Below are 26,327 nucleotides of genomic sequence, written 5' to 3'. Positions count from 1 at the left end.
GCACAGGCCTGTGTGCCAGAGGTACGGGCATGCTGCAGCCAGCCCACAACGGAGTGGCCAGATGGCAATCAAACACGCAATCACGATGGCAGCAACTGCGCTGTTCGGGCTGTTGAGCGGCGCAGGGGTGGCCGCCGCCAAGGACCAGGACCTGCACTGCGAGGTCAACAGCGATTACGACCTCACGCTCAACGCACGCAGCCTGATTCTGATCCGCGAATCAGGCACGCCGCAGCGGCTGGTGATGCGCCAGGGCGCTCTGTTCGTCGACGACCGCTGGGTGGCATTGAGCGCAGACGATCGCGCCCGCCTGATCCAGTTCGAGCGCCAGACCCGCGATGTGGTTCCACTGGCGCAGGCAGTCGGGCGCGAAGCGGCCGATATCGCAATCACCGCATTGGGTGAGGTGGCCGCCGGCTTCAGTCGCAGCCCGGACGCCACGCGCGCGCAGCTGGCAAACGTGCGCGAGAAGATCGATGTGCGCTTGAAGCAGAGTTTCAGCAAAAGCCAGCTGACCCCGATCGATATCGACGACGACATCGGCGCGCTGGTCGCCGAGCTGCTGCCGCAGCTGATCGGCGATGTGGTGGCCGGTGCGGTGCAGTCCGCAATCACCGGAAATGACGTGCAGCTGCGTTCGCTCGATTGCATGGAGGCGCGCGGCGAGCGCCTGGTCGAGCCACAGGCGCGTGCATTGCGGCCGCGCGCGCAGCAGTTGTGCCAGCGCCTGGAAGCGCTCGATGGGCTGGACAATGCGCTGGCGTATCGTTTGCCGTCGGGCGAGCCACTGCAACTGTTGCGGGTCGATCGACGCGCAGCAAAATGATCGGCGTGCACATGCATGCGGACGCTGCATCCTGCCTGGCGCGCGATTTTTTGCACGGCAATGGTTGGCGCTGCGGCCCGCAGCCGGCCACAATAGGGGTTTCCCCATTCTGTTGCCGGAGTTCCCCGTATGGCCGAAATCAAGGAAGCACTTGTCCCCGATATCGGTGACTACAGCGACGTCCCGGTAATCGAGGTGCTGGTGTCCGTCGGCGATACGGTCAGCAAGGACCAGAGCCTGGTCACGCTGGAATCGGACAAGGCCACCATGGAAGTGCCTTCGTCGGTGGCTGGTGTGGTCAAGGAGATCAAGGTCAAGGTCGGCGATTCGCTCTCGCAGGGCGCGCTGGTGGCGTTGATCGAAGTGGCTGATGCCGGCGCCGATGCCGCCAAGCCCGCCGCTGCCGCCGCGCCCGCCGCACCGGCCAAGGCTGCGCCCGCCGCCGCCCCGGCACCGGCTGCCAAGGCCGAATCTGCTGCGCCTGCGGCCTCCTCGGACGGCGGCGGCCTGATCGAAGCGCGTGTGCCCGATATCGGCGATTACACCGACATCCCGGTGATCGAAGTGCTGGTGGCCGTGGGCGATACCGTCGCCAAGGATCAGAGCCTGGTCACGCTGGAATCGGACAAGGCCACGATGGAAGTCCCGTCCTCGGCCGCCGGCGTGGTCAAGGAACTCAAGGTCAAGGTCGGCGACACGCTCTCGCAGGGCAATGTGGTGGCGATCATTGCAGCCGCCGACGGCGGCGCCGGTGCGGCGCAGTCGCCGGCCAAGCCCACCACCGACACCGCCGAAACCGCGGGCAAGGTCGAGCCGGTTGCCGTCCCGGCCGAGCCGGACAAGCTGGCCCAGCGCGAAATCGCGCAGGTGCAGGGTGCGCGTTCCGGTGCAGGTGCGCAGGCAGCGCAGGGTGGACAGCCCTCGGCCGGCAACCCGAGCAGCCCGCCGGTGACCTTCGATGCGGACAGCGTGCTGCCGTCCAAGGTGCCGTATGCCAGCCCGGTGGTGCGCGTGTTCGCACGCGAACTGGGCGTGGACCTGAACCAGCTCAAGGGCAGCGAAAAGGGCGGCCGCATCACCCGTGAAGACGTGCAGCGCTTCGTCAAGGCCGCACTCAGCGGTGGCGTACCCGCCGCAGCCGGCGCGGCGCCGGCCGGTGGCGGCAACGGTCTGAACCTGCTGGCCTGGCCGAAGGTGGACTTCAGCAAGTTCGGCGAGACCGAGACCCAGCCGCTGTCGCGCATCAAGAAGATTTCCGGTGCCAACCTGGCGCGCAACTGGGCCATGATTCCGCACGTCACCCAGTTCGAGTCGGCCGACATCACCGACCTGGAAGCCCTGCGTGTGGCGCTCAACAAGGAGAACGAGAAGGCCGGCATCAAGCTGACCATGCTCGCGTTCCTGATCAAGGCCAGCGCCGCGGCACTGAAGAAGTTCCCTGAGTTCAACGCCTCGCTGGATGCGGCCGGCGAAAACCTCACCCTGAAGAAGTACTTCCACATCGGGTTTGCGGCCGATACGCCCAACGGCCTGGTCGTGCCGGTGATCCGCGATGTCGACAAGAAGGGCGTGCTGCAGATCGCGCAGGAAAGCGGCGAGCTGGCCAAGAAGGCCCGCGACGGCAAGCTGGGTCCGGCCGATATGAGCGGCGGTTGTTTCTCGATCAGCTCGCTCGGCGGTATCGGCGGCACCGCGTTCACGCCGATCATCAATGCGCCGGAAGTGGCGATCCTGGGCGTGTCCAAATCGGCGATGCAGCCGGTCTGGAACGGCAAGGACTTCGCGCCCAAGCTGATGCTGCCGTTGTCGCTGAGCTACGACCACCGCGTCATCGACGGCGCCTTGGCGGCCCGTTTCACCACCTACCTCAGCCAGGTGCTGGCCGACATGCGTCGCGTCCTGCTGTGAGGGCCGCGCTGCTGACCATCGCCGCGCTCGGCCTGCTGCCATGGACAAACGTGGCCGCACGCGAATGCGAGAGCACGCTCGGCCGCGGCTGGCCGCCGGCCGTGGGCAACTACGGCACTGCGGTCACCACGTTGCTGGATGGCGGCACCAAGCCGGCCTTGTCGTTGCTGACCCTGCCCACGCGGGGCGTGGAGAGCGCGGTGTCGCTGGTGCCGGGCAAGGAGGGCGCCGACTGGACCCTGCGGCATAGCCGCGCCGACGAGCGCGTCTACAGCTGGGTCAGCCAGACCGACCGCGGCAGCGTGCAGTTCCGCACCGAGCAGACCCCGGAAACGGTCGAGATCCCGATACCGGCGCCGCTTGCCAAGCGCCTGGTCAGCAACTGGACCAATACGCTGACCCAGCTCGCGCCGAACGGACGCACCGCGCCGGTGAGCGAAGGCGAAGTGCTCTCGTTCCAGGTCGATGGCGTGCGCTACAGCGGCGCTCGCCCCAGCTGTGGTGCCGGCGAGTTGCTGCTGAAACAGGCCGCGCTGCTGATCGAAGCCAGCGAAGGCAAGGAAAAGAAGCGCGACAAGCGCTGGACCCAAATCGAATCGTCGCTGGATGAACTCCAGCAGACGCTTGCCGGCACGGCCGGTTGAGCTACAGGAGAAGCAAATGGCGGTCATTGAAATCAAGGTTCCCGACATCGGCGATTACAGCGATGTCCCCGTCATCGAAGTGCTGGTCGCCGTTGGCGACAGCGTGGCCAAGGACCAGGGCCTGGTCACGCTGGAATCGGACAAGGCCACGCTGGAAGTGCCGTCCTCGGCCGCCGGTGTGGTCAAGGAACTCAAGGTCAAGGTCGGCGACCCCCTCTCCGAAGGCGCGCTCGTACTGCTGCTCGAAACCGAAGGCGAGGCCGCTGCGCCAGCCAAGGCCGAGACCAAAGCCGCCCCGGCCGCTGCAGCGCCTACCGCCGCCCCGGGCAGCAAGCCGCCAGTGACGCCGTCGCACCGCGCCCCGGCCGAACCGGCGCCGTCCAAGCCGGCACTGGCCAGCGGCAAGCCGGCCGACATCGAATGCAAGATGGTGGTGCTCGGCGCCGGCCCCGGCGGCTACACGGCAGCGTTCCGCGCGGCCGATCTGGGCCTGGACACGGTGCTGATCGAGCGCTACGCCAGCCTGGGCGGTGTCTGCCTCAACGTCGGCTGCATCCCGTCCAAGGCGCTGCTGCATGCCGCCGCGGTGATCGATGAAGTGGCCCATGCCGGCGACTTCGGCGTGGACTTCGGTCAGCCCAGGATCACCCTGGACAAGCTGCGCGAGTACAAGGAAAAAGTGGTCGGCAAGCTTACCGGCGGCCTGGCCAGCATGGCCAAGCAGCGCAAGGTGCGCACCGTGACCGGCGTGGCCAGCTTCGTCTCGCCCAACGAGCTGGAAATCGTCGGCGACGACGGCAAGCCCCAGCTGCTGCGCTTCGAGCACTGCATCATCGCCGCCGGCTCGCAGGCGGTGAAGCTGCCCAACTTCCCGTGGGACGACAAGCGCGTGATGGACTCCACCGACGCGCTGGAGCTGCACGACATTCCCAAGACCCTGCTGGTGGTCGGCGGCGGCATCATCGGCCTGGAAATGGCCACCGTGTACAGCGCGCTCGGCAGCAAGGTCACCGTGGTCGAGTTCATGGACCAGCTGATGCCGGGCGCCGACAAGGACCTGGTCAAGCCGCTGGCCGACCGCCTGAAAAAGCAGGGCGTCGAGGTTCATCTCAAGACCAAGGCCACCGACGTCAAGGCCGACAAGAGCGGCATCACGGTGTCCTTCGAGGCGGCTGTCGAAGGCGAAAAGCCCGGTCTGCAGGCCACCGCGTACGACCGCGTGCTGGTCGCCGTGGGCCGCAGCCCCAACGGCAAGAAGATCGGCGCGGACAAGGCCGGCGTCACCATCACCGAGCGCGGCTTCATTCCGGTCGACCGGCAGATGCGCACCAACGTGCCGCACATCTTCGCCATCGGCGACATCGTCGGTAACCCGATGCTGGCCCACAAGGCCACCCACGAAGGCAAGCTGGCCGCCGAAGTGGCTGCCGGCGAGAAGAAGGAATGGGTGGCGCGGGTGATCCCGTCGGTGGCCTACACCAACCCGGAAATCGCCTGGGTCGGCGTCACCGAAACCGAAGCCAAGGCCAAGGGCCTGAAGGTTGGCGTTGCCAAGTTCCCGTGGGCCGCCAGCGGCCGCGCGATCGGCATCGGCCGTACCGAAGGCTTCACCAAGCTGATCTTCGACGAAGAGACCCATCGCGTGATCGGTGGTGCCATCGTCGGCGTGCATGCTGGCGACCTGCTGGCCGAGATCGGCCTGGCGATCGAGATGGGTGCCGAGGCCGAAGACATCGGCCACACCATCCACGCGCATCCGACCCTGAGCGAGTCGGTCGGCATGGCCGCCGAGGTCTACGACGGCACCATCACCGATCTGTACATCCCCAAGAAGAAGTGATGCCGCTCCGCACGACCGTGCTACATGTGGCACGGTCGCCGCGGTAGTGACGCGACGCATGGAGGTCGCCGTGGGGCAGGGCAATCTGTGTCCCGAACTGCAGGCGCTGCTGCAGCGCGAACTGGCCAGCGGCAACCGCATCGCCGAGCCGCCGCAGCGGACCGACTGGCCACATCCGGGCTCGGTGTTCGTCTCGTTGAAGCGCGACTTGCGCAGCGACGTGGCGTCGCTGCCGGCAACGGTGCAGCATGCCATCTGCACCGATCCGCACTACGGTTGGCATGACGAGTGCTACTGCACCACGCACCAGCATCTGTTGGTGGCCGGTGCGACCAAGCCGCCGTGAGCGTGTGCACCCAGCTGCCAGGTGGCTGCTGCCGGGTCGGTTACCTGCCACGCACCGGTTAAACGACAGAACCCCGCATCGCTGCGGGGTTCTGCATGAAGCTGCTTTTCGGATCCCGGCTCCCGGGGCCGGAAAGAATCAGAACGCGAGCGTCACGCCTGCCACCGGGCCCTTGAACTCCTGCTTCAGGCCGACCAGGCCGTCGCTGCCCTCGCGGTCCACGTCCAGCTTGAACCAGTCGTAGCCGGCGAAAATGCCGAAGTTCTTGGTGAAGCGGTATTCGGCAATGGCGTTGGCGCGGCTCAGGTCGCCGTCGTAGTCGCCGAAGTCGCCCCAACTGGTGTTGAGGTACTGGCCCTGCACGTTGAACAGCCAATGTTCGCTGGGACGCGCGGTGAAGCGGATGCCGACGACCGGCGCAACGCCGTCTTCGCTTTCATCCAGGACATCGCCACTGAACAACGTACCCAGATCGGCGTAGGCATTGGCCTCGACCTTGGCGTACTCGGCGCCGATCTGCAGGCCCAGGCTGAATTCCGGAGAATCGATCACCGAGTAGTCGTAGACGAAAGTGGCGACCTGGTACTTCAGCTCGCCTTTGATGAAGCTGCCGGACGGCACGGTCACGCCACCGGCGCTCAGGTCCTGGCTCAGGGTCTCGCGACGATCTTTGTCGTACTTGAAGTAGTCGAAGATCAGGCGCTGGCGGGTGCTGATGCGGAACACGCCATCCACGCGCGGCTCCCATTCCTTGCCGCCCAGCTTGAAGTCTTCGTTGACCGAGGCATTGTTGCCGGCCAGCAGCGTGTTGCCGCGGATGGTGTTGTCGTTGTCGACATTCATCGCGCCGAGGCGGAGCTGGAAGCGATCATCGGTGTCTTCGGCGTGTGCGGGCGCGACATAGGCGACGGCCAGGACGCACGGGATCGCCAGTGCGAGGAGGTGTTTCATGGAAGCTCCGAATTCTTGGAATGGTCAGGCGGTTCGGCCTGTGCAGCGCATAGTCGATAAGCGCGCGTCTTTCAAAAGTGAAGGGGCCGTCCAATCAGCGTGAAGGCGGCCGTAGCAATCGGACAAAACGGTCCGCTTCGCCAGTCCTTTGGTCGAGTCACGGAGCGCGTGCAACGTCACTGCCACCGTCGTCCAGTGCCAGTAAGACCAAGCGTTCGATTGGACCGCCGATGGGAAGGTCGCAGGGTGCGACAAAATGCTTACAAAAGCAGGAGCCCCGGTCTCCCAGGGCTCCTAGACGCGGCCTGCGGCGGTACCTTTCGACGAGGATGTGCAGGCCTCGCAAGTTATGACCGCCGGTTTGTGGCAAAGTTCCCACCCGCTGCGGTGGCCGCCGTGTGGTGCATCGCAGCAAGCGATGACCTCTGCCGGTTGTCTCGCAATTTGTCCCATTGCTATACTTTCGCGGCTCGACGAGGCGCAACTGCGCTTCCCACTCATTCACACGTAAGGTAACCGTAGTGCTGAACTCCGTTGACGCGGGTCGGCGGTTGATGCTGCGCGCTGCGGTATATCCGCTTGCCGCCGTAGCTATAACCAGTCTGGGGTTGCTGTTGGTCGGTCCCCGTTACGCTGCCGGTCTGGCATTGACCGGATTTGCGACGGTGCTGGGCGGTTGGGTTGCGGCACGTACCGCGCTAGGCGGCGGTATCCAGGCAGCGGGCATCGCCATGGTGCGGCTGATCCTGGCGATGGTGCTGAAGTGGGTGTTGGTTTTCGTGGCGCTGGCGCTGGGCTTCGGCCTGTGGCGGCTGCCTCCTCTGGCTTTGCTGGCGGGTATCGCCATCGGGCTGATTTTTCAGGTTCTGGCTCTGGCCAGGCGTTGATTCGAACTTAAAAGGGCTCCGGACACATGGCGGGCGAGGCAGCAACACCTACCTCCTATATCCAGCATCACTTGCAGAACCTGATCGTTCCGGTTCGTGATGGTGGCGGCACGTTTTGGACCATCCACCTCGACACCCTGATCATGGCGGTGTTGATGGGTCTGGTCATGGTCCTGGCGTTCTGGACGGCGACCCGCAATGCCACAGCCGGCGTCCCGGGCAAGTGGCAGGCATTCGTTGAGATCTGCCTGGAGTTCGTCGATCGCCAGGCCAAGGACACCTACCACGGCAGCAGCAAGCTGGTGACCCCGATCGCGATCACCATCTTCTTCTGGATCCTGTTGATGAACCTCATCAAGATGATCCCGGCCGATTTCATCGCCATCCCGCTGGGCTGGGCCGGCGTGCACGCCTGGAAGCCGGTGCCGACCGCCGACGTCAACGCCACCTTGGGCATGTCGATCAGCGTGTTCTTCCTGATGATCGTGTTCTCGCTGCGCTCCAAGGGCGTGGGCGGCATGACCAAGGAATTCCTGACGGCGCCGTTCGGCAAGTGGATGATGCCGTTCAACCTGCTCTTGAACATCGTCGAATGGCTGAGCAAGCCGATTTCGTTGGCGATGCGACTGTTCGGCAACATGTTCGGCGGCGAGATCGTCTTCCTGCTGATCTGGGTGCTGGGCGGTGCAGGCATCGCCGGCATGGTCGCTGGCGGCGCATTCGGCCTGGGCTGGATGCTGTTCCACCTGCTGGTGATTCCGCTGCAGGCCTTCATTTTCATGATGCTGTCGATCGTGTATCTGAGCCTGGCTGAAGACAGTCACTGAGTTTGCGTCACCCTTCATCTGCTTTATCCCGCTTCATCCATCACCCTTAGAAACTTTCGTTCGGAGATCACCATGTACCTCGCCGTCCTGACCAACCTCGCTCAAGTCCAGAGCTCCACCGTCCTCGCCGTCGGCATCATGATCGGCCTGGCCGCGCTGGGTGCCGGCCTCGGTCTGGCCATCATGGCTGGCAAGTTCCTGGAATCGGCTGCGCGCCAGCCGGAACTGATCCCGGTGCTGCAGGTGCGTATGTTCATCACCGCCGGCCTGATCGACGCCGCGTTCATCATCAGCGTCGCTGTCGGCCTGCTGTTCGCCTTCGCCAATCCGCTGGCCCAGGTGTTCATCGAGCGTCTGTCGCAGGCTGCCGGCTGATCCAGCGGTAGCAGGATGTGGATGCAGCCCTTGGCGGTTGCATCCGCGGATGAAGGTCGGAAAGCGCCGCCGTGCGGTGGCGCTTTCACCCCTAAACAGCGATTGAGCGACCCATGGATATCACCCTTACCATCTTTGCCCAGGCGCTGGCCTTCGCCGGTCTGATCTGGATCGTCGCGACCAAAATCTGGCCGCCGCTGCTGCAGGCGATCGAAGAGCGTCAGCAAAAGATCGCTGAAGGTCTGGCTGCGGCCGACCGTAGTCAGAAGGATCTGGCGCAGGCGCAGGAAAAGGTCAACGAAGCACTGAAGGACGCACGCACCAAGGCCAACGAGATCATCGATCAGGCCCATGCGCGCGCCAACCAGATCATCGAAGCGGCCAAGCTGGAGGCAATTGCCGAAGCCAACCGTCAGAAGGATCTGGCGCAGGCCGAAATCGACGCATCCGCCACGCGTGCCCGCGAGGAGCTGCGCAAGCAGGTCTCGGTACTGGCCGTCAGCGGTGCAGAAAAGCTGCTCAAGCGCGAAATCGATGCCAACGCCCACAAGGCGCTGCTCGACGAGCTGGCGGCGGAGATTTAAGCGATGAGTCAGGCCCTCACCCTTGCCCGTCCCTACGGCCGTGCCGCGTTTGCAATCGCGCGTGAGGGCGGCAACTTCGCGCCCTGGTCCGATGCGCTGGCGTTTTCGGCGCAGGTGGCCGGCGACCCGCGCGTGGCCGCATTGCTGCTCAACCCGGCCCTGGGCCAGGAACAGGCAGTGACGCTGCTGGCCCCGCCGCAGGCGGGCGAGGACTACCTGCGTTTCCTCGGCGTGCTTGCCGATGCGCAGCGGCTGTCGCTGCTGCCGGAAGTGGCAGGCTTGTACGAACAACTGCGTGCCCAGGCCGAACATGTCGTCAAGGCGACGGTGACCTCGGCCGCGGCAATGAGCCAGACCGAACTCGACACGATCGCAGCTGCGCTGAAGAAGCGCTTCGGCCGCGACGTGGACATCACCACCGCAGTCGATGCGTCGCTGATCGGCGGCGCGGTGATCGACACCGGCGACGTGGTCATCGACGGCTCGCTGAAAGGCAAGCTTGCGCGTCTGCAAAGCTCGCTCGCCCACTGAATTCACATAAACGCACGGCCCTTGCGGCCGGCACCTAGGACTGAACGATGGCAACCACGCTCAACCCCTCCGAAATCAGCGACCTGATCAAGACCCGCATCGAGGCGGTCAAGCTGTCCGCAGAGTCGCGCAACGAAGGCTCCGTGACCAGCGTGTCCGACGGCATCGTGCGCATCTTCGGCCTGGCCGACGTGATGCAGGGCGAAATGATCGAACTGCCGAACAACACCTTCGCGCTGGCACTGAACCTGGAGCGCGATTCGGTCGGCGCCGTGGTGTTGGGCGATTACGAGAGCCTGCGCGAAGGCGACGTGGCCAAGACCACCGGCCGCATCCTGGAAGTGCCGGTCGGCCCGGAACTGCTGGGTCGCGTGGTCAACGCACTGGGCGAGCCGATCGACGGCAAGGGCCCGCTGGGTGCGACCCAGACCGCGCCGGTGGAGCGCGTTGCGCCCGGCGTGATCTGGCGTAAGTCGGTCGACCAGCCGGTGCAGACCGGCTACAAGTCGGTCGATGCGATGATCCCGATCGGCCGTGGCCAGCGTGAGCTGGTCATCGGCGACCGTCAGACCGGCAAGACCGCGCTGGCGATCGACGCGGTGATCAACCAGAAGGGCACCGGCATCAAGTGCGTGTACGTGGCGATCGGCCAGAAGGCCTCGACCGTTGCCAACATCGTGCGCAAGCTGGAAGAAAACGGCGCGCTGGCGCACACCGTGGTGGTGGCTGCGACCGCGTCCGAATCGGCGGCGATGCAGTACATCAGCCCCTACGCCGGCTGCACGATGGGCGAGTACTTCATGGACCGCGGCGAAGACGCGCTGATCGTGTACGACGATCTGTCCAAGCAGGCCGTGGCCTACCGCCAGATCTCGCTGCTGCTCAAGCGCCCGCCGGGCCGCGAAGCCTACCCGGGCGACGTGTTCTACCTGCACTCCCGCCTGCTGGAGCGCGCCGCGCGCGTGTCCGAGGAGTACGTGGAGAAGTTCACCAATGGTGCGGTGACCGGCAAGACCGGTTCGCTGACCGCGCTGCCGATCATCGAAACGCAGGCCGGCGACGTGTCTGCGTTCGTGCCGACCAACGTGATCTCGATCACCGACGGCCAGATCTTCCTGGAAACCGACCTGTTCAACGCCGGTATCCGTCCTGCCGTGAACGCCGGTATCTCGGTGTCGCGCGTCGGTGGCGCCGCCCAGACCAAGATCATCAAGAAGCTGTCCGGCGGCATCCGTATCTCGCTGGCCCAGTACCGCGAGCTGGCGGCGTTTGCGCAGTTCGCCTCGGACCTGGACGAAGCCACCCGCAAGCAGCTCGAGCGCGGTCAGCGCGTCACCGAGCTGATGAAGCAGAAGCAGTACGCGCCGATGTCCATCGCCAACCAGGCGCTGTCGATCTACGCCGTCAACGAGGGCTACCTGGACGACGTGCCGGTCAACAAGCTGCTGGCGTTCGAAGAAGGCCTGCACGCGCACTTCGCCAACACCCAGGGCGAGCTGGTCTCCAAGATCAACAGCACCGGCGGTTGGGACAACGACATCGAAGCCAGCTTCAAGAAGGGCATCGAAGAGTTCAAGACCACGGGCACCTGGTAAAGGCGCCGGGATTTGGGATTGGGCATTCGGGATTTGCAGAAGCGGTGGTTCGGGGCGTTGGCTGATGCCCAGCCCCGCTTCTGTTTCCCAGACGTTAGGCATCCGGGGTTCTCGGAAGCGGTGAGGTAGGGAGGCTTTGCCAATCCCGAATCCCGATTCCCGAATCCCACTAAGCGAGCGAAGCGAGCGAGTATGGCAGGCGGACGCGAAATCAAAACCAAGATCAAGAGCGTGCAGAACACCCGCAAGGTGACGCGCGCGCTCGAAATGGTCTCGGCCTCCAAGATCCGCAAGGCGCAAGAGCGCATGAAGACCTCGCGTCCGTATGCGCAGGCGATGAAGCAGGTGATCGGGCATCTGGCGCAGGCCAGCACCGATTTCCAGCATCCGTTCCTGATCGAGCGCGAGCAGGTCAAGCGGGTCGGCTACATCGTGATCTCGTCCGACCGCGGCCTGGCCGGCGGTCTGAACAACAACCTGTTCCGCAAGATGCTGGCGGAGGTGCGTCCCTTGCAGGACACCGGTGCCGAGATCGACGTGGTGACCATCGGTCAGAAAGCCTCGGCGTTTTTCCGGCGCATCAAGGTCAACATGGTCGGCAGCGTGACCCACCTGGGCGACAGCCCGCAGGTGGAGCAGCTGATCGGTGTGATCAAGGTGATGATCGATGCCTTTATCGAAGGCAAGGTGGACCGCGTGTACCTGGTCTACAACCGCTTCGTGAACACCATGACGCAGAAGGCCAGCTTCGATCAGCTGCTGCCGCTGCCCGCCGCCGAGCACAAGGTGGCGCACCACGATTGGGATTACCTGTACGAACCCGATGCCGCCACCGTGCTGGAGCACGTGATGACGCGTTACATCGAGTCGCTGGTGTACCAGGCGGTGCTGGAAAACGTGGCCTCCGAACACGCCGCGCGCATGGTGGCGATGAAGGCCGCCAGCGACAACGCCAACAAGATGATCGGCACCTTGCAATTGGTCTACAACAAGGCACGCCAGGCGGCGATCACCCAGGAAATTTCGGAAATCGTCAGCGGCGCAGCGGCCGTGTAAGTACCGCCGGGATTGGGGATTCGGGATTGGTTGGAGCGCAGCGGACTGCGCCCTTGCAAATCCCCAATCACGAATCCCAAATCACAAAATTCCACGAGATGGCATCGGCCACTCGGACAGAACAAAGCTAACCGGAGCAGCAAAATGAGTCAGGGCAAGATCGTTCAGATCATCGGCGCGGTCGTCGACGTCGAATTCCCGCGCAATGAAGTGCCGAAGGTGTATCACGCGCTGAAGGTCGACGGCACCGACATCACCCTGGAAGTGCAGCAGCAGCTCGGCGACGGCGTCGTGCGCACGATTGCGCTCGGCTCCACCGATGGCCTGAAGCGCAACCTGGTCGCCACCAACACCGAACGCGCCATTTCGGTGCCGGTCGGTGCCGGTACGCTGGGTCGCATCATGGACGTGCTGGGCCGCCCGATCGACGAAGCCGGCGACGTGCAGGCCTCGGACCATTGGGAAATCCATCGCGGCGCACCGTCGTATGAAGACCAGTCCTCCAGCACCGAATTGCTGGAAACCGGCATCAAGGTCATCGACCTGATGTGCCCGTTCGCCAAGGGCGGCAAGGTCGGCCTGTTCGGCGGCGCCGGCGTGGGCAAGACCGTCAACATGATGGAACTGATCAACAACATCGCCAAGGCGCACTCGGGTCTGTCCGTGTTCGCCGGCGTGGGCGAGCGTACCCGCGAGGGCAACGACTTCTACCACGAGATGAAGGACTCCAACGTCCTGGACAAGGTCGCGATGGTGTACGGCCAGATGAACGAGCCGCCGGGCAACCGTCTGCGCGTGGCGCTGACCGGCCTGACCATGGCCGAGTACTTCCGCGACGAGAAGGACGCCAGCGGCAAGGGCAAGGACGTGCTGCTGTTCGTGGACAACATCTACCGCTACACGCTGGCCGGTACCGAAGTGTCCGCGCTGCTCGGCCGTATGCCGTCGGCGGTGGGTTACCAGCCGACCCTGGCCGAGGAAATGGGCGTGCTGCAGGAGCGCATCACCTCGACCAAGAGCGGTTCGATCACCTCGATCCAGGCCGTGTACGTGCCTGCGGACGACCTGACCGACCCGTCGCCGGCGACCACCTTCGCCCACCTGGACTCGACCGTCACGCTGAGCCGTAACATCGCCTCGCTGGGTATCTACCCGGCCGTGGATCCGCTGGACTCCACCAGCCGCCAGATGGATCCGCTGGTGATCGGCCACGAGCATTACGACACCGCGCAGCGCGTCCAGCAGACCTTGCAGAAGTACAAGGAACTGAAGGACATCATCGCCATCCTGGGCATGGACGAGCTGAGCGAAGAAGACAAGCAGTCGGTGTCGCGCGCGCGCAAGATCGAGCGCTTCTTCAGCCAGCCCTTCCACGTGGCCGAAGTGTTCACCGGCTCGCCGGGCAAGTACGTCTCGCTGAAGGACACCATCCGCGGCTTCAAAGCGATCTGCGACGGCGAATACGACCACCTGCCGGAGCAGGCGTTCTACATGGTCGGCAGCATCGAAGAAGCCGTCGAGAAAGCCAACAAGATGAGCGCCAAGGCCTGATGCGATTCCAGCCGCTACGCGGCTGGAATCGGGAATCGGGAATCGGGAATCGGGAATCGTAAAGGCGGGTCATCGGTGGATTGGAATTGAACGGAATCGGAAAAGCGCGCAGCCAGCTGCTCTTCCCATTCCCAATTCCCGACTCCCGATTCCCCGCCTCACTACAGTGAGGCACCATGAGCACTATCCGTTGCGACATCGTCAGCGCCGAGAAGGAAATCTTCCACGGTGAGGCGACGCTGGTCGTGGCCACCGGCGAGTTGGGCGAGCTGGGCATTGCGCCCAAGCACGCGCCGCTGATCACCCGCTTGAAGCCGGGCAAGGTGGTGGTGACCACCGCCAATGGCGAACAGCTGGATTTCGCCATTTCCGGCGGCATCCTGGAAGTGCAGCCGCAGGTGGTGACCATCCTGGTCGACACCGCAGTGCGTGCGCAGGACATCGACGAAGCGGCCGTGCGCAAGGTCAAGGAAGAGGCCGAGCGGCTGCTGGCCAACCGTGGCAACACGGTGGACGTGGCCGAGGCGCAGCGTCAGCTGGCCGAGGCGACAGTGCAGTTGCAGGCGCTGGAGCGCTTGCGTCGCAACCTCAAGCACTAAGCGGTGGTCTACCCGCCTCCAGGGTGGGCGCGCACGTCAGGCAGCTGCGCCTTCGTCTGCAGCTCAGAAGTTCGAAACGCCGACCGTCGTGTCGGCGTTTTCGTTTTTGGAGCCCCGCGTGCGGCTGCGTGAATCCGCCGCAGCGCGCGGCAGGCACACTGCGTTGCTTGGCGCACCGCTGCACCGCAGCGGTGCATGGCAACGTTATTCCGGCACGTTGAGGAAGATGGCATGACCCGTTCGATCGATGGCATTCGCGCTTACATGGTGAGCGGCCTGTTGGCCGCCGGACTGCTGGGATGCGCATTGCCGGCGCGCAGCCAGCCGCCGCTGGATCCGTTGATGGACCGGATCGTGCAGCGCAATGCCATTGGCGACGCGGTAGCGCTAAGCAAGTGGGACAGCGGCAAGCCGGTGCTCGATCAGGCGCGCGAGGCGGCGGTGCTGCAAAGCGTGCGCGATCAGGCGCCCGCGCATGGGCTGGATGCCGACGATGCGGCACGCTTCTTTGGCGCGCAAATCGAGGCCAACAAGTCGGTGCAGTATGCGCTGTTGAACCGTTGGCACGAGCGCGGACGCGCGCCGAACACCGCACGTCCGGATCTCGCGGCGCTGCGCACTCGCCTGGATCAACTGCAGGGCGAACTGCTCGATGCGCTGGCCGATGTGGCGTCGGCACGCAGCGCGCCCGACTGCCCGGCCAGCACCGCGCGCGCTGCGGCGCATTACGCAGAGCAGTGGCAGCTAGATGCGCTGCATCGCGCGGCACTGGTGCGTGGCCTGGGCGATTTCTGCCACTGATCCACAACGCTCACGTGTCTGCGAGACCAACGCGCTGTCATGCGGTAAGAGCGGTCGACAAAACGTTTGCGCGTTCGCCTGGTGGTGACGGCCGCGGTTTCGTCGCCGCATCTTGGTGGATGCAGTCAGACGTCCAGATCGAACGCTGAGCGTGTCCAAGGCGCGGTGGCCTCGGTGCTAGCGGGACGCGCCGTCATCCCGTGCCGTGGAAGCGATGGCGCAGCATCCGTCCCGTCAACGGCCATGCAACCGGCGAGGTTGCCGCACCCGAAAGGTCGCTGGCAGCCCGTTGAAGGCCACGTACGCTGGCCAACGCGACTGCTGCATGCCCGCCGACCGGCGCGGACCCGGCGCGGCATGGATGCCGCGCAAGAGCCATAAGGATGTCCGCGCGATCGATCAGCACGGGAGAAGAGGCCGTGACTGTGCTGCGCATGTCTGCACGCAAGCGGTGTCTTTCTGCGTCATATCGTCATACGACCGAGCAATCACTCGGCGCCTGCGCATGCATCGATCAGCGATACACCACGTGCCGGCCCAGGAAGAACGACACGATCGCCAGGCCGCCTTCGACCATCGGTTTTGCCAGCCATGCCCAACACAGGCCGAACACGACCGAGCAATCGCTCGGCGCCTGCGCATGCATCGATCAGCGATACACCACGTGCCGGCCCAGGAAGAACGACACGATCGCCAGGCCGCCTTCGACCAGCGGTTTTGCCAGCCATGCCCGACGCAGGCCGAACACGACCGAGCAATCGCTCGGCGTCTGCGCATGCATCGATCAGCGATACACCGCGTGCCGGCCCAGGAAGAACGACACGATCGCCAGGCCGCCTTCGACCAGCGGTTTCGCCAGCCATGCCTGACGCAGGCCGAGTAGGTCGACCGTGGTCGCGAGCAGCCAGGTGCTGATCAGCGTGAGCGTCAGCCACATCACCGCGAAGCGGCGGAAGCGTCGCCAACCCAGCCGCGCATCGCCTTGCTGGGCGAAGGTATAGCGGCCGTTGAGCCAGAAGCCGAGCATGGCGCCGCCGATGCGCCCAAGCAGATTGGCGGGCACTGCAGGCATGCCTGCGGCGGTGGCGGCGATGAAGATGCCGCAGTCCACGGCCAGCTGCAGCGCGCCAATGATCATGAACTGGCTGCCTTGGCGGAACAGACTCATGCGTGCAGGGGACGGGAACGGGGCGCCCATCCTAGCGGCTGCCAGGGGCAAACGTCGTTAGCGCGGGCGAACGCTGCATCCGGACAACGACGCGACGCTGGCGCAGCGACTAGAATTTGGACATCTCTCTGCCTGGAATGTCTTGATGCCCCTGCCCCTGCACGTTGTGATCCTGGCCGCGGGCGAAGGCAAGCGCATGCGCTCGTCCCTGCCCAAGGTGCTGCAGCCGCTGGCGGGCCAGCCGATGCTGGCGCATGTGATCGCCACTGCACGGCAGCTGCAGCCGGCGGCGATCCATGTCGTGTACGGGCATGGCGGCGATCAGGTGCAGGCAGCCTTCGCCGATCAAGACGATCTGCAGTGGGCCGAACAGCGCGAGCAGTTGGGCACCGGACACGCCGTGCAGCAGGCCATGCCTGCGATTCCCGATGCGGCAACGGTACTGGTGTTGTATGGCGATGTGCCGCTGATCCGCAGCGAGAGCCTGTTGCAGTTGCTGCATGCACCGGGCCGCATGGCGGTGCTGGTCGCCGAACTGGCCAATCCCACCGGCTATGGGCGCATCCTGCGCGATGCGGAAGGCAAGGTGGCCGCGATCGTCGAGCAGAAGGATGCCAATGACGAGCAGCGCCGCATTCGCACCATCAATACCGGCATCCTCACCGCTGAATCCACCGCACTGCGCCGTTGGCTGGCTGGCTTGTCCAACGACAATGCGCAGGGCGAGTTCTATCTCACCGACGTGTTCGCCAGCGCCGCAGCCGATTTCACGCCGGCCGACATGGTGCACGTGGCCGACCCGCAGGAGGTGGAAGGTGCCAACGACCCGTGGCAACTCGCCCAGCTCGAACGTGCCTGGCAGCTGCGCGCCGCGCGCACGCTTTGCCTGCAAGGCGTGCGCATCGCCGACCCGGCGCGTGTGGAGCAGCGTGGCAGCGTGCAGGTGGGCCGCGATGTGCAGCTGGATATCGACGTGATCCTGGAGGGCGAGGTCACCTTGGGCGATGACGTGGTGATCGGGCCGTTCGTGCGCTTGCGCGACGTGACGCTCGGTGCCGGCACGCATGTGCGTGCGCACAGCGATCTGGAAGGCGTGGTCACCGAAGGCGCGGTGCAGATCGGTCCGTTCGCGCGTCTGCGCCCCGGCACCGTGTTGGCCGATGGCGTGCATATCGGCAATTTCGTGGAGACCAAAAAGGTCACCATGGGCGTTGGCAGCAAGGCCAACCATCTGACCTATCTGGGCGATGCGGTGATCGGCAGCAAGGTCAACATCGGCGCCGGCACCATCACCTGCAACTACGACGGGGTGAACAAGTCGCAGACCACCATCGGCGATGGTGCGTTTGTCGGCTCCAACAGCGCACTAGTGGCGCCGATCGAGATTGGCGCCAATTCCACCATCGGCGCCGGGTCGGTGGTCACCAGCGATGCGCCCGCGGGCCAACTCACCGTGACGCGTGCGCGTCAGACCGTGATCGAAGGCTGGAAGCGGCCGACCAAGAAGTCGCCGTAGTGCCGCAGGGTGTGCTGCGTGGTGCAATCTGGCGCGCGTGCGCAGCATTTGCCCACCCGCCGGATGTCACGCACCCTTGAAGGAAGGCGCCGGTCCCGCCGTGTTCACGCCGCCAGCGGCAACAGCAAGGTCACGCACAGTCCGCCGTGTTCGCGGTTGTGCAGCGAGATGCGGCCGCCGTGCGCTTCGGCGATTTCGCGCGTGAGGGCAAGGCCAAGACCTGTGCCATTGCGCTTGGTCGAATAGAACGGCATCAGCGCATTGTGCAGTACCGCTTCGTTCATGCCGTTGCCGCGGTCGAGCACTTCGATGCGTAGCCATTGCGGCAGGCGCGTGACGCGCACGGCGACATCGCTGTTGGGTGGCTGCGCTTCGCTGCAGGCTTCGTGGGCGTTTTTCAGCAGATTCAGCAGCGCCTGCTCGATCTGCGCTGCATCGATCCTGCTGGAGACATCGGTGAGCATGCCCTGCACCTGGAATGGAATCTGTTGCTGCAAGCGCTGCAGAAATGGCGCCCATTCGATGGTCTGCAGCTGCGGTTGCGGCAATTTGGCAAAGCGCGCATAGCCGCGGATAAAGCCTTCCAGGTGACGCGCGCGTTCTTCGATGGTTTCGAACACCGTCCCCAGGCGATCGGTGCGTTCGCGGCGCAGCAGCTCGGCACCCGAATGCGCCAGGGAAGCGATCGGTGCCAGCGAATTGTTCAATTCATGGCTGATCACGCGGATGACTTTTTTCCAGGTCTGCACTTCCTGGCGGCGTAATTCGGTGGTCAAGGTGCGGATCAACAACAGCTCGTGCCCGCGTCCGTTGATGTGAAAGCTACGCCGCGACAGGTGATAGATCTGCTCGTCTTCTTCGTCGTCGCCATCTTCGCGTACCGCGAACAGGCAGTCCCCGCCACGCGCCAGGGCGTCGCGCAATTCGGCCGGCATGCGGTCGAGCACATCGTCCAGGTGCTGGCCTTCCAGCTTGCGTCCGTCGTACAGCAGTTTGCGTGCGGCATTGTTGGAAAACCCGATCCGCCGCAGGCCATCGCCGCCAGCAACCACCAGCAGCATGGCCACCGGCGTGTTCTGCAGCATGGTGTCGAGCATCAGCTCGCGCTGTACCAAATGGCTACGCTGGGCACGCAGCACATCGCCAAGTTCGGCATGCGCCTGCACCAGTTGCGCCAGTTCGTCATTGCCGCGCCAATACACGCCGAAGTTGTATTCGCCATCGCGGTAGCTGCTGGTGGTGCCGGCCAGGGCGCGAAACAGCGAGCGCATCGGCGCAGTGGCGCGGGTGAGGCTGAACCACATCGCTGCCAGCAGGACGAGGACCGAAATCGCCGCCACCTGCCAGCCGCGGTCCAGCCAGTACGCCATGAACCATGGGAATGCAGCGGCCAGCGCAAGCACCGGCAGCAAGCGTAGAAACAGCGAAAACGTGAAAGAGCGGTTCCGCATACGAAGGTTCATTCCGAGCTGATGCCGTAGCGGTCCATGCGCCGATACAGCGCCTGGCGGCTCAATCCCAGCTCGGCGGCCGCTTGCGCGATCACGCCTTGCGCGCGTGCCAGCGCCTGTTCGATACGCGCGCGATCCGGCTCGCCTGCCGCCGGCGCCGCCAGCCGTGGCGCGGGTGCACGTGGCAGATTCAGATCGCCCGCTTCGATACGCGCGCCCTGCGCAAGCAAGGCGGCGCGCTGCAGCACATTGCGTAGCTCGCGCACGTTGCCGGGCCAGGCATGCCGTTGCAATGCATCGCGCGCCTGCGGCGACAGCGGCTTTTCACCGGCAAGGAAGTGCTCGGCCAGCGGGCCGATGTCGCCAGGGCGTTCGGCCAGTGCGGGCAGTGCGATTTCCACCGTGTTGAGCCGGTAATACAGATCCTCGCGAAAACTGCCGTCGCGGATCATCGCCGGCAGATCGGCATTGGTGGCGCTGATCACGCGCACCTTGGCATGGCGTTCGCGGTTGGAACCCAGCCGCTCGTAACGGCCGGTTTCCAGCACGCGCAGCAACTTCATTTGCCCTGCCAGGGGCAGGTTGCCGATCTCGTCAAGAAATAGGGTGCCGCCATCGGCCGCTTCGAACTTGCCTTCGCGCGCCTTGTTGGCGCCGGTGTAGGCGCCGGCTTCGGCACCGAATAATTCGGCTTCGATCAATTCGCCTGGCAAGGCGCCGCAGTTGAGTGCAATGAACGGGCCATGTTTGGTGGTCGAATTGGCCTGGATGATCTCGGCAATCTTTTCCTTGCCGCTGCCATTGGGGCCGGTGATCAGTACCGGCAAGTCCGAGCGTGCGACCTGACAGGCGAGGGCGATCGCGCGCTCGCTGGCCGGATCGGCGAACACCGCGCCACGCAGGTCGTAGCGCTGGGTCAGCTGCTCGCGGCCGCGCCATTCGCGTTCGCGACGACGTTCCAGCTCGCGCCGCGCCTCGGACAGTTCCAGCAGGTTGTTGACCGTGGTCAGCAGCTTGGTGTCGTCCCAGGGCTTGGCGATGTAATCGGCCGCACCGGCCTTGACCAGGCCCACCGCGCTGCCCAGATGCGTCCAGGCGGTGAGCAGGATCACCGGCAGGTCCGGGTGACGCTGACGCAGTTGGGTAAACAGCGCCTCGCCTTCTTCGCCGGAGGTGGTGTCGGCGGTAAAGTTCATGTCCTGGATCACCAGATCGAACGCCTGCTCGTCCAGCAGCGCCAGCCCGGCCTGCGGCGAATGCGCGTGCCGCGCCTCGATGTCGTGCAGCGAAAACAGCACCTCCAACGCAGTGGCAACGGCCGTGTTGTCGTCGATGATCAGGATGTGCGGCATCGCATTGCTCAAGAGGGCGCGGGAGGGATCGGCACAGAATACTGGCAACACGCAGCGACAATGCGCCGCTAGGCAGGGGCGCGGCCAGATCGTCGGGCGGCAACGGCGGCGGACTCAAGCGCCCGATGCAGGGTGAGCCGGCTGTGTGCCGGCATGGCGCCTGGTTATGGAGCCGTGGGCGGCAACAGTGGTGTGTACATGGCCGCGGTCCAGATCAGATGCACCTGCACACCATCGCGCATGACATCCACGGCGATGGGGTTGCCTGTCGCAGCGTGCAGCGCCGCCAGCAGTGTTGCGACTGCGGTGATCGGGGTCCGGCCCGCCGTGCGCACGCGGTCGCCGCGTTGCAACTGCAGGCGTAGCGACGCGCTGGCCTGGGTCACCAGCAATCCGTCGCTGCTGGCGACGAGCTCCAGGATCTGGTCGTTATGGCGCCAGTTCAGCCGGGTGTCGTCGATGGCGAGCGCCTCTTGCACCGAAGCGCTGGACGAGGCCGACGCCGCGTGCGCCTGCGTTGTCGCATGGGCCTGGCCGGGGTGAAAGAGACAGCAGGCCGTCAGGGCGATCAGCGCGGATGTCGCAAGAGAGCAAGGCATGAGGGAATCCGGTTCGTAACGATGGTGGAAACGCACGGTGGATGGCGAGCCTGGCTGCTTCCCCGCCGCCGAGTGACAAGGAAGGCGGCCATCATGCACTGCGGGTGGCAACAGCCGGTGGCACTGCGGCTGCGCGCCGGGCCGGCCAGAACACCGCCAGCTGTCCGAGCATCCACAGCAGCAGCGCGCCGATCGGCAGGTAGATTGCCGGCAGTCGCGGCAATTCATAGCGTGCCATCAGCCAGACGTTGATCGAGTAGGCCATCAGCATGCCGAGCACGATGCCGATCGAGGCGAGCAGGAAATTCTCGATCTGGAAGTAGCGCAGGATCTGGCTGCGCGTTGCACCCAGCGCACGGCGGATACCGATCTGCTTGGTGCGTTGCTGCACCCAGAAGCTGGCGAGCCCAACGATGCCTAGCGCAGTGACGATCAACAGGGCGATGCACACCGCTCCAAGCAGCCAGATCATGGCGCGGTCATTACGGAAATACTTTTCGCGGATTTCGGTGTAGGTCTGTTGTTTCAGCACCAGCCGGCTGTTGTCCACTTTCATCAAGGCCGCCACTGCCGCCTTCAGCACTTCCGCCCGACGCAACGGATCGGTGACACGTACGACGTATTGCCCATCGGTATACGGTGGACGGATAGGCAGCAGCATCGAATAGTCTTTTGCCGACAGTCCATTGACATTGTTCGGCCGCGCCAGGGTGCGCACGATTCCGACGATACGCAACGGGACATCGCCGGAGTAGATGGTCTTGCCGAGCGCACCGTGGTCGGGGAACAGCTTGTCGGCAGCGGCCTGCGTCAGAATGACCGCCGCACCCTTCTTGCGGACCTCATCGTCGTTATCTGCTTTTTCCTGGCTGATGTATTCGTCGGGGCTGAAGTCGCGACCGGCATTCAATTGCAGGCCAAGTGCGTCCAGGCTGCCTTCGCTGACCAGATACTGCGCGGCATTGAGCGTGGGGCGTTCCTGCTCCGGGGTCAGGGTCAGCCCGGTGTTGGACGAGTAATCGACGAAGGGGATCTGATTGGTGATGACCGCATTGCGTACGCCGGGTACCGCGCGTAGCGCTGCCAGATCCTCCCGAGTACGTGCGTCGGCATTGGCCTGCGGGCCGATGCCGTCCAGCTGGATGCTGAGCAGCTCCTGTTCGGCGATGCCGCTGGGAGTCTGGAGCGTGTCCAGGCGATTGCCGATCAGGAACAGCGAATTGCAGATGATGGCGCAAGCCAGTGCGATCTCGAGCACGATCAGTGCGGCGGCCGTCTTATGGCGGCGCAAGGTGGAGATGATGGGTCGGATGTCCATGGGCTGACCTTGAAGATAGGAAGCGTGGCTCACCGCGGTGCGGCGGGCAGGAGGTTCAGGACGACTTCAACTGCAGCGCCGGTGCGACCTGGATGGCGCGCCAGGAAGGCAGGATGCCGGCGAGCAGGCTCGCGGCGATCGCAATGGCGAACGTCAGCAGCAGCATCGTGAGATCCAGGTGCGCCAGCGCGGCGTAATCCACCGGTTGCTGACGCACGGCCCACAGCCCCAGCCATGCCAGCACAAGTCCGCCGATGCCGCCGGCCAGGCCGATGGTCCCTGCCTCCACCAGACACTGCGCAAAGATTGCGCCGCGCGAGGCTCCAAGCGCGCGCCGCACACCAATCTCTCCGCTGCGGCGCAGGAATTTCGCCAGCAACAGGCCGACCGTGTTGAGCAGGCACACCAGCAGAAAGCCCATGGCCAGCCACAGCTGCAGGCGGACGTCGCTGGGAACCACCTTGTTGTAGTCCAGCCACTGCATCACGTTGCGCAGGCGCACATTGTTGGGCCGCGTAAAGCGCCCGGCGGCACGTTGTTGATCGGAATAATTTTCGAGGTAGGCCTTGTAATCGCTTGCCTGCTTGGCGCTCTCCAACTCCACCCAGTACTGCACCCAGTTGCAGGGTGCATTCAGCGCGGTGGTGTCGCCTGCTTCGACCTTGCCGGAACAGTTGGTTCCGCCGTAGTGGCTCAATTTCAGATCCATCGCCGTACTGAACGGCACATACAGCTGTTCGTTCGAGCCGTAGGTGTCTGTGATGTCGTAGAAGCGTGGGTTGATCTTCCAGGTATCCAGGACGCCGACGATACGGAAGGTGTTCTTGTCGACACGCACGTCGCGCCCGACGCTGTTGCCACCGTCGAACAGCTTTTCGTTCAGCGACTTGCTGATCACCGCGACACGTTCGTGCCGCTCGTCGCTGGTGCTGGACCACGCTTGGCCGTAGAGCAAGGGCACATCGAACATCGCAAAGAAATCGGCCGAAGTGAAACGAGCGTTCAGCTTGAAAGGACTCAATCCGCTGCGCTGTGGCTCGATCGCGACACTGCCGCCTGACATCATCGCCTGACGCATGGCGCGCGTCCCACGCAGCAGCGCCTCGGCGTCGAAGCGGGTGGACTGGTAATCGGGCTCGTCTCCCGGTTGATAGCCGGACTTCGGTTGCGCATCGACCTGCACATAGAACAACCGATCGCTCTTCTGCGGAATCGGGTCGCCCGACAACACATGGAACACCGTCAACGTGGTCATGCTGGCGCCGATGCCCAGCGCAATGGCCAGCACCATCAATGCGGTGAGGACCTTGTTGCGACGGAAGCTGCGCACCGCAAGATTGAAGTAGTAGCCGAACATGGGTGAGCTCCTTAGTCGGCCAGGGTTGCAACGGCGGCAGGAGCGCGCAGCAGGCTGGGATTGCGTTCCAGGTCGGTGGCCTGGCCGTCGACGATATGCACGTTGCGCTGCGCGCGCGCGGCCAGTTCCGGGTCGTGGGTGACCATGACGATGGTGGTGCCCTGGCTGTTGATCTCTTCCAGCAGTTCCATCACCCCGCGCGCCATTTGCGAATCGAGGTTGCCGGTGGGTTCGTCGGCCAGCAGCAGGCGTGGACTACCGGCCAGCGCGCGCGCAATCGCAGCGCGCTGCTGTTGCCCACCGGAGAGTTCGGTGGGGTAGTGACGCAGGCGCGAACCCAGGCCGACCTTGGTCAGCGCCTCTTCGATGCGCTGCTTGCGCTCGGCTGCCGCCATGCCGCGATAACGCAGCGGAACATCGACGTTGTCGAACAGGTTGAGGTCGGGAATCAGATTGAAGCCCTGGAAGATGAAGCCGATCTTCCGGTTGCGCAGACGCGAACGCGCGTCGTCGGAGAGATGGCTGACGTCTTCACCATCGAGCAAATACTGCCCGCTGGTGAAGGTTTCCAGCAGCCCGGCCAGGTTGAGGAAGGTGGTCTTGCCCGAACCGGAGGGGCCGGTGACCGCGACGAACTCGCCTTCGCGCACATGCAGGTCCAGCGACCGCAGCGCATGCGTTTCCACCTGTTCGGTGCGGAAGACCTTGGAGACCGCTTGCATCTTGAGCATTGCCGATTCCTTTGCGAAGAGAGTGTGCGACGGGTGGGAATGAGTGAATCAGTGCACGGTGACGCGCGGTGCGTCGCCAAAGTTGTCTGCGCCGGAGACCACCACGCGGTCGCCGACCTGCAGCCCGGACAGCACCTGCACTTCGCCCAGGCTGCTGACACCGAGCGTGACCGGGCGCCGCGCGGCGGTGTTGCCATCCATTACGTAGGCATAGCTGCCGCCGGATTGTTCGACGAAGGGGCCGCGTTCGACCTTGAGCACGTTGCGGCGCGTGTCCATCAGCACGCGTGCGCTCATGCGCTGGCTCTGGCGCAGGCCCGGCGGCTGCTGGTCGGTGAAGCGGATGCGCGCGGTGACTTCGCCGTTGACCACTTCCGGCGACACCGCCGAGACGGCGCCCGCGAACGGTTCGCCGCTGCCGCTGGTGAGCTGGGCCGGCATGCCGATCGCCAGATCGCGCGCGAAACTCTCCGGCACCTTGATCTCCACTTCGAACTTGGACAGATCCACCACGCCCAGAATCGGCGCGTTCGCAGCGACCTGGGTGTGCTGCACGGCCTGCACCTGGCCGACCTGGCCATCGAAGGGCGAACGCAGCGTGAGCGCGTCCACCTGGCGCTGCACTTCGGCCACCACTGCGCGTTGGCGGTCCGCGAGCAGGCGCTTGTTGCGCGAATCCAGGTCCGCGCCCTGACTCTTCAACGCGGCATCGCGCTGGGCATGCTGGAGGTCGATATCGGTCTTCTTCAAGGTGTCCTGCGCCTTGGCCAGTTCCACCTGCGGCACCGCGCCACCATCGAAGCCGCGCTGGTAGCGCTCCAGGTCGCGCGCGGCGGCCTGCTTGTCGATCCGGGCCTGGTCGGTGAGCTTGCTGGCGTTGGCACGCGCCAGGGTGGCATCCAGGGCGGCGCGGCTGGACTCGGCTTCCAGCCCGGCCAGGGTGGCCTGTTCCTGCGCCAGCTTGCTGCGCAACTCGGGGCTGTCGATGCGCGCCAGTTCCTGGCCCTGCTTGACCACGTCGCCGGCCACCACGCTCAGCGTCACCGTGCCGGCCGAGATGGCGTACAGCACCGGGCTGTTGGCAGCGATCACGCGGCCGTCGGCGGCGATGTCGCGCACCAGGTCGCCCTGGGTGACGGTGGCGATGCGCACCCGGCTGGCGTCGAACGAGCGGCTGCCGGCGCTCCACGCAGTCACGGCCCAGCCGATGCCGGCCAGCACTGCCACCGTGGCGAGGCCGGGCCACAGCCAACGGCGCCACGGCGCGCGCTGGGAGGGTGTACGGAGAACCTGGTCCTGGGCAGAAGTGTCGCGAATCATGATCGGCTGGCTCGGTGGCGTCACTGCGATAAAGCAGGACCTGTGCCAACGTTCAAGTCGTTGAAAGAGATGGGTTTTATGGCGTGATGACCAGTGTCCGCAGTGTCCGCGGACACTGGTGGCGGACACGCTGTCCGGGCACGGTCATGCAGCGGACAAGAGCGGACACGCTAAAATGTCCGACTTCTTTTGCG

The 26,327-nt window shown here is 64.8% G+C and carries 27 protein-coding genes; 16 read left to right on the top strand and 11 right to left on the bottom strand.

The window, feature by feature from the left end:
• Positions 1-61: 61 nt before the first annotated feature.
• The 5 genes from ACCQ00_RS17795 to ACCQ00_RS17775 all read left to right on the top strand — a co-directional run bounded on the left by ACCQ00_RS17795 (position 62) and on the right by ACCQ00_RS17775 (position 5,564).
• A complete protein-coding gene (locus ACCQ00_RS17795; protein ID WP_039570941.1) occupies positions 62-826 on the top strand; it encodes a DUF2884 family protein in 765 nt (254 codons plus the stop codon).
• A 129-nt stretch (positions 827-955) separates the two neighbouring features.
• Positions 956-2,734 carry a dihydrolipoyllysine-residue acetyltransferase gene (locus ACCQ00_RS17790; RefSeq protein ID WP_039570944.1) on the top strand — a complete coding sequence of 593 codons (1,779 nt, stop codon included), beginning with the start codon at positions 956-958 and terminating at the stop codon, positions 2,732-2,734.
• Positions 2,731-3,378 (top strand): hypothetical protein, encoded by a 648-nt coding sequence (locus ACCQ00_RS17785; protein WP_039570947.1) that lies wholly within the window; start codon positions 2,731-2,733, stop codon positions 3,376-3,378. Before ACCQ00_RS17790 ends, ACCQ00_RS17785 begins: the two co-directional genes overlap by 4 nt.
• A 16-nt stretch (positions 3,379-3,394) precedes the next feature.
• Positions 3,395-5,218, top strand: a complete 1,824-nt coding sequence (gene lpdA, locus ACCQ00_RS17780) for a dihydrolipoyl dehydrogenase (protein ID WP_039570949.1) — start codon at positions 3,395-3,397, stop codon at positions 5,216-5,218.
• Between the two features lie 58 nt (positions 5,219-5,276).
• Positions 5,277-5,564, top strand: a complete 288-nt coding sequence (locus ACCQ00_RS17775; protein WP_017155243.1) for a hypothetical protein — start codon at positions 5,277-5,279, stop codon at positions 5,562-5,564.
• 138 nt (positions 5,565-5,702) lie between these two features.
• On the opposite strand, the gene ACCQ00_RS17770 is transcribed toward ACCQ00_RS17775, so the two are convergent.
• Positions 5,703-6,515, bottom strand: coding sequence for a hypothetical protein (locus ACCQ00_RS17770; protein WP_039570951.1), 813 nt, complete (start codon positions 6,513-6,515; stop codon positions 5,703-5,705).
• A 521-nt stretch (positions 6,516-7,036) separates the two neighbouring features.
• Between ACCQ00_RS17770 and ACCQ00_RS17765 the strand changes: the two genes are divergently transcribed.
• The 10 genes from ACCQ00_RS17765 to ACCQ00_RS17720 all read left to right on the top strand — a co-directional run bounded on the left by ACCQ00_RS17765 (position 7,037) and on the right by ACCQ00_RS17720 (position 15,321).
• Positions 7,037-7,402, top strand: coding sequence for a hypothetical protein (locus tag ACCQ00_RS17765; protein WP_005920882.1), 366 nt, complete (start codon positions 7,037-7,039; stop codon positions 7,400-7,402).
• A 26-nt stretch (positions 7,403-7,428) separates the two neighbouring features.
• On the top strand, positions 7,429-8,229 hold the full coding sequence (gene atpB, locus ACCQ00_RS17760; protein WP_005914709.1) for a F0F1 ATP synthase subunit A: 801 nt from the start codon (positions 7,429-7,431) through the stop codon (positions 8,227-8,229).
• Between the two features lie 72 nt (positions 8,230-8,301).
• Positions 8,302-8,604 (top strand): F0F1 ATP synthase subunit C, encoded by a 303-nt coding sequence (gene atpE / locus ACCQ00_RS17755; protein WP_002814105.1) that lies wholly within the window; start codon positions 8,302-8,304, stop codon positions 8,602-8,604.
• A 113-nt stretch (positions 8,605-8,717) separates the two neighbouring features.
• Complete coding sequence (locus ACCQ00_RS17750) at positions 8,718-9,188, top strand: F0F1 ATP synthase subunit B (protein ID WP_039570952.1); 471 nt, start codon at positions 8,718-8,720, stop codon at positions 9,186-9,188.
• A 3-nt stretch (positions 9,189-9,191) separates the two neighbouring features.
• Entirely contained in the window at positions 9,192-9,719 is a 528-nt protein-coding gene (locus tag ACCQ00_RS17745; RefSeq protein ID WP_039570954.1) for a F0F1 ATP synthase subunit delta, read from the top strand.
• A 47-nt stretch (positions 9,720-9,766) separates the two neighbouring features.
• A complete protein-coding gene (atpA, locus tag ACCQ00_RS17740) occupies positions 9,767-11,314 on the top strand; it encodes a F0F1 ATP synthase subunit alpha (protein ID WP_017159730.1) in 1,548 nt (515 codons plus the stop codon).
• A 192-nt stretch (positions 11,315-11,506) separates the two neighbouring features.
• Positions 11,507-12,370, top strand: coding sequence for a F0F1 ATP synthase subunit gamma (gene atpG / locus ACCQ00_RS17735; protein ID WP_017155238.1), 864 nt, complete (start codon positions 11,507-11,509; stop codon positions 12,368-12,370).
• Positions 12,371-12,514: 144 nt separating this feature from the next.
• On the top strand, positions 12,515-13,921 hold the full coding sequence (gene atpD, locus ACCQ00_RS17730; RefSeq protein ID WP_017155237.1) for a F0F1 ATP synthase subunit beta: 1,407 nt from the start codon (positions 12,515-12,517) through the stop codon (positions 13,919-13,921).
• A 176-nt stretch (positions 13,922-14,097) separates the two neighbouring features.
• Entirely contained in the window at positions 14,098-14,520 is a 423-nt protein-coding gene (locus tag ACCQ00_RS17725; RefSeq protein WP_003484011.1) for a F0F1 ATP synthase subunit epsilon, read from the top strand.
• A 231-nt stretch (positions 14,521-14,751) separates the two neighbouring features.
• Positions 14,752-15,321: a chorismate mutase gene (locus ACCQ00_RS17720; RefSeq protein ID WP_017155235.1), complete on the top strand. Its 570-nt coding sequence runs from the start codon at positions 14,752-14,754 to the stop codon at positions 15,319-15,321.
• 514 nt (positions 15,322-15,835) lie between these two features.
• On the opposite strand, the gene ACCQ00_RS17715 is transcribed toward ACCQ00_RS17720, so the two are convergent.
• Genes ACCQ00_RS17715 through ACCQ00_RS17705 form a run of 3 tightly spaced genes read right to left on the bottom strand, consistent with a single transcriptional unit; the run spans position 15,836 to position 16,489 of the window.
• Positions 15,836-15,967, bottom strand: coding sequence for a hypothetical protein (locus ACCQ00_RS17715; RefSeq protein ID WP_369908127.1), 132 nt, complete (start codon positions 15,965-15,967; stop codon positions 15,836-15,838).
• A 3-nt stretch (positions 15,968-15,970) separates the two neighbouring features.
• Positions 15,971-16,102 (bottom strand): hypothetical protein, encoded by a 132-nt coding sequence (locus ACCQ00_RS17710; RefSeq protein WP_372353998.1) that lies wholly within the window; start codon positions 16,100-16,102, stop codon positions 15,971-15,973.
• 3 nt (positions 16,103-16,105) lie between these two features.
• Positions 16,106-16,489 carry a GtrA family protein gene (locus tag ACCQ00_RS17705; RefSeq protein ID WP_039570961.1) on the bottom strand — a complete coding sequence of 128 codons (384 nt, stop codon included), beginning with the start codon at positions 16,487-16,489 and terminating at the stop codon, positions 16,106-16,108.
• Between the two features lie 145 nt (positions 16,490-16,634).
• Between ACCQ00_RS17705 and glmU the strand changes: the two genes are divergently transcribed.
• Positions 16,635-18,005, top strand: coding sequence for a bifunctional UDP-N-acetylglucosamine diphosphorylase/glucosamine-1-phosphate N-acetyltransferase GlmU (gene glmU / locus ACCQ00_RS17700; protein WP_039588133.1), 1,371 nt, complete (start codon positions 16,635-16,637; stop codon positions 18,003-18,005).
• Positions 18,006-18,109: 104 nt separating this feature from the next.
• Here glmU and ACCQ00_RS17695 read toward each other — a convergent pair whose 3' ends face one another.
• From ACCQ00_RS17695 to ACCQ00_RS17665, 7 genes are all read right to left on the bottom strand, one after another.
• Positions 18,110-19,456 carry a sensor histidine kinase gene (locus tag ACCQ00_RS17695; protein ID WP_039571345.1) on the bottom strand — a complete coding sequence of 449 codons (1,347 nt, stop codon included), beginning with the start codon at positions 19,454-19,456 and terminating at the stop codon, positions 18,110-18,112.
• Positions 19,457-19,464: 8 nt separating this feature from the next.
• A complete protein-coding gene (locus tag ACCQ00_RS17690; protein ID WP_033478207.1) occupies positions 19,465-20,808 on the bottom strand; it encodes a sigma-54-dependent transcriptional regulator in 1,344 nt (447 codons plus the stop codon).
• A 164-nt stretch (positions 20,809-20,972) separates the two neighbouring features.
• Positions 20,973-21,287: a hypothetical protein gene (locus tag ACCQ00_RS17685; RefSeq protein WP_017155230.1), complete on the bottom strand. Its 315-nt coding sequence runs from the start codon at positions 21,285-21,287 to the stop codon at positions 20,973-20,975.
• Positions 21,288-21,498: 211 nt separating this feature from the next.
• Positions 21,499-22,725: an ABC transporter permease gene (locus ACCQ00_RS17680; RefSeq protein ID WP_039571343.1), complete on the bottom strand. Its 1,227-nt coding sequence runs from the start codon at positions 22,723-22,725 to the stop codon at positions 21,499-21,501.
• 55 nt (positions 22,726-22,780) lie between these two features.
• Entirely contained in the window at positions 22,781-24,082 is a 1,302-nt protein-coding gene (locus ACCQ00_RS17675) for an ABC transporter permease (RefSeq protein WP_039588134.1), read from the bottom strand.
• Between the two features lie 11 nt (positions 24,083-24,093).
• Complete coding sequence (locus tag ACCQ00_RS17670; protein ID WP_017158784.1) at positions 24,094-24,813, bottom strand: ABC transporter ATP-binding protein; 720 nt, start codon at positions 24,811-24,813, stop codon at positions 24,094-24,096.
• Between the two features lie 48 nt (positions 24,814-24,861).
• On the bottom strand, positions 24,862-26,133 hold the full coding sequence (locus tag ACCQ00_RS17665; RefSeq protein ID WP_039571331.1) for an efflux RND transporter periplasmic adaptor subunit: 1,272 nt from the start codon (positions 26,131-26,133) through the stop codon (positions 24,862-24,864).
• Between the last annotated feature and the right edge of the window lie 194 nt (positions 26,134-26,327).

The organism is Xanthomonas sp. NCPPB 3761, assembly GCF_041475705.2.
Lineage (GTDB): Bacteria > Pseudomonadota > Gammaproteobacteria > Xanthomonadales > Xanthomonadaceae > Xanthomonas > Xanthomonas phaseoli.
Note: the sequence above shows the minus strand (reverse complement) of the source record. Positions and strands in the feature narration are given on the sequence as shown.

Excerpts from the sequence above, each read along its gene's own strand:
- atpG (WP_017155238.1), top strand. The coding sequence starts at position 11,507 with ATGGCAGGCGGACGCGAAATCAAAACCAAGATCAAGAGCGTGCAGAAC.
- ACCQ00_RS17675 (WP_039588134.1), bottom strand. The coding sequence starts at position 24,082 with ATGTTCGGCTACTACTTCAATCTTGCGGTGCGCAGCTTCCGTCGCAAC.
- ACCQ00_RS17790 (WP_039570944.1), top strand. The coding sequence starts at position 956 with ATGGCCGAAATCAAGGAAGCACTTGTCCCCGATATCGGTGACTACAGC.
- ACCQ00_RS17690 (WP_033478207.1), bottom strand. The coding sequence starts at position 20,808 with ATGCCGCACATCCTGATCATCGACGACAACACGGCCGTTGCCACTGCG.
- atpD (WP_017155237.1), top strand. The coding sequence starts at position 12,515 with ATGAGTCAGGGCAAGATCGTTCAGATCATCGGCGCGGTCGTCGACGTC.
- ACCQ00_RS17670 (WP_017158784.1), bottom strand. The coding sequence starts at position 24,813 with ATGCTCAAGATGCAAGCGGTCTCCAAGGTCTTCCGCACCGAACAGGTG.
- ACCQ00_RS17680 (WP_039571343.1), bottom strand. The coding sequence starts at position 22,725 with ATGGACATCCGACCCATCATCTCCACCTTGCGCCGCCATAAGACGGCC.
- lpdA (WP_039570949.1), top strand. The coding sequence starts at position 3,395 with ATGGCGGTCATTGAAATCAAGGTTCCCGACATCGGCGATTACAGCGAT.
- ACCQ00_RS17725 (WP_003484011.1), top strand. The coding sequence starts at position 14,098 with ATGAGCACTATCCGTTGCGACATCGTCAGCGCCGAGAAGGAAATCTTC.
- ACCQ00_RS17720 (WP_017155235.1), top strand. The coding sequence starts at position 14,752 with ATGACCCGTTCGATCGATGGCATTCGCGCTTACATGGTGAGCGGCCTG.
- ACCQ00_RS17745 (WP_039570954.1), top strand. The coding sequence starts at position 9,192 with ATGAGTCAGGCCCTCACCCTTGCCCGTCCCTACGGCCGTGCCGCGTTT.
- ACCQ00_RS17695 (WP_039571345.1), bottom strand. The coding sequence starts at position 19,456 with ATGCGGAACCGCTCTTTCACGTTTTCGCTGTTTCTACGCTTGCTGCCG.
- ACCQ00_RS17795 (WP_039570941.1), top strand. The coding sequence starts at position 62 with ATGGCAATCAAACACGCAATCACGATGGCAGCAACTGCGCTGTTCGGG.
- glmU (WP_039588133.1), top strand. The coding sequence starts at position 16,635 with ATGCCCCTGCCCCTGCACGTTGTGATCCTGGCCGCGGGCGAAGGCAAG.
- atpA (WP_017159730.1), top strand. The coding sequence starts at position 9,767 with ATGGCAACCACGCTCAACCCCTCCGAAATCAGCGACCTGATCAAGACC.
- ACCQ00_RS17665 (WP_039571331.1), bottom strand. The coding sequence starts at position 26,133 with ATGATTCGCGACACTTCTGCCCAGGACCAGGTTCTCCGTACACCCTCC.
- atpE (WP_002814105.1), top strand. The coding sequence starts at position 8,302 with ATGTACCTCGCCGTCCTGACCAACCTCGCTCAAGTCCAGAGCTCCACC.
- ACCQ00_RS17770 (WP_039570951.1), bottom strand. The coding sequence starts at position 6,515 with ATGAAACACCTCCTCGCACTGGCGATCCCGTGCGTCCTGGCCGTCGCC.
- atpB (WP_005914709.1), top strand. The coding sequence starts at position 7,429 with ATGGCGGGCGAGGCAGCAACACCTACCTCCTATATCCAGCATCACTTG.
- ACCQ00_RS17710 (WP_372353998.1), bottom strand. The coding sequence starts at position 16,102 with ATGCATGCGCAGACGCCGAGCGATTGCTCGGTCGTGTTCGGCCTGCGT.
- ACCQ00_RS17705 (WP_039570961.1), bottom strand. The coding sequence starts at position 16,489 with ATGAGTCTGTTCCGCCAAGGCAGCCAGTTCATGATCATTGGCGCGCTG.
- ACCQ00_RS17750 (WP_039570952.1), top strand. The coding sequence starts at position 8,718 with ATGGATATCACCCTTACCATCTTTGCCCAGGCGCTGGCCTTCGCCGGT.
- ACCQ00_RS17715 (WP_369908127.1), bottom strand. The coding sequence starts at position 15,967 with ATGCATGCGCAGGCGCCGAGCGATTGCTCGGTCGTGTTCGGCCTGTGT.
- ACCQ00_RS17775 (WP_017155243.1), top strand. The coding sequence starts at position 5,277 with ATGGAGGTCGCCGTGGGGCAGGGCAATCTGTGTCCCGAACTGCAGGCG.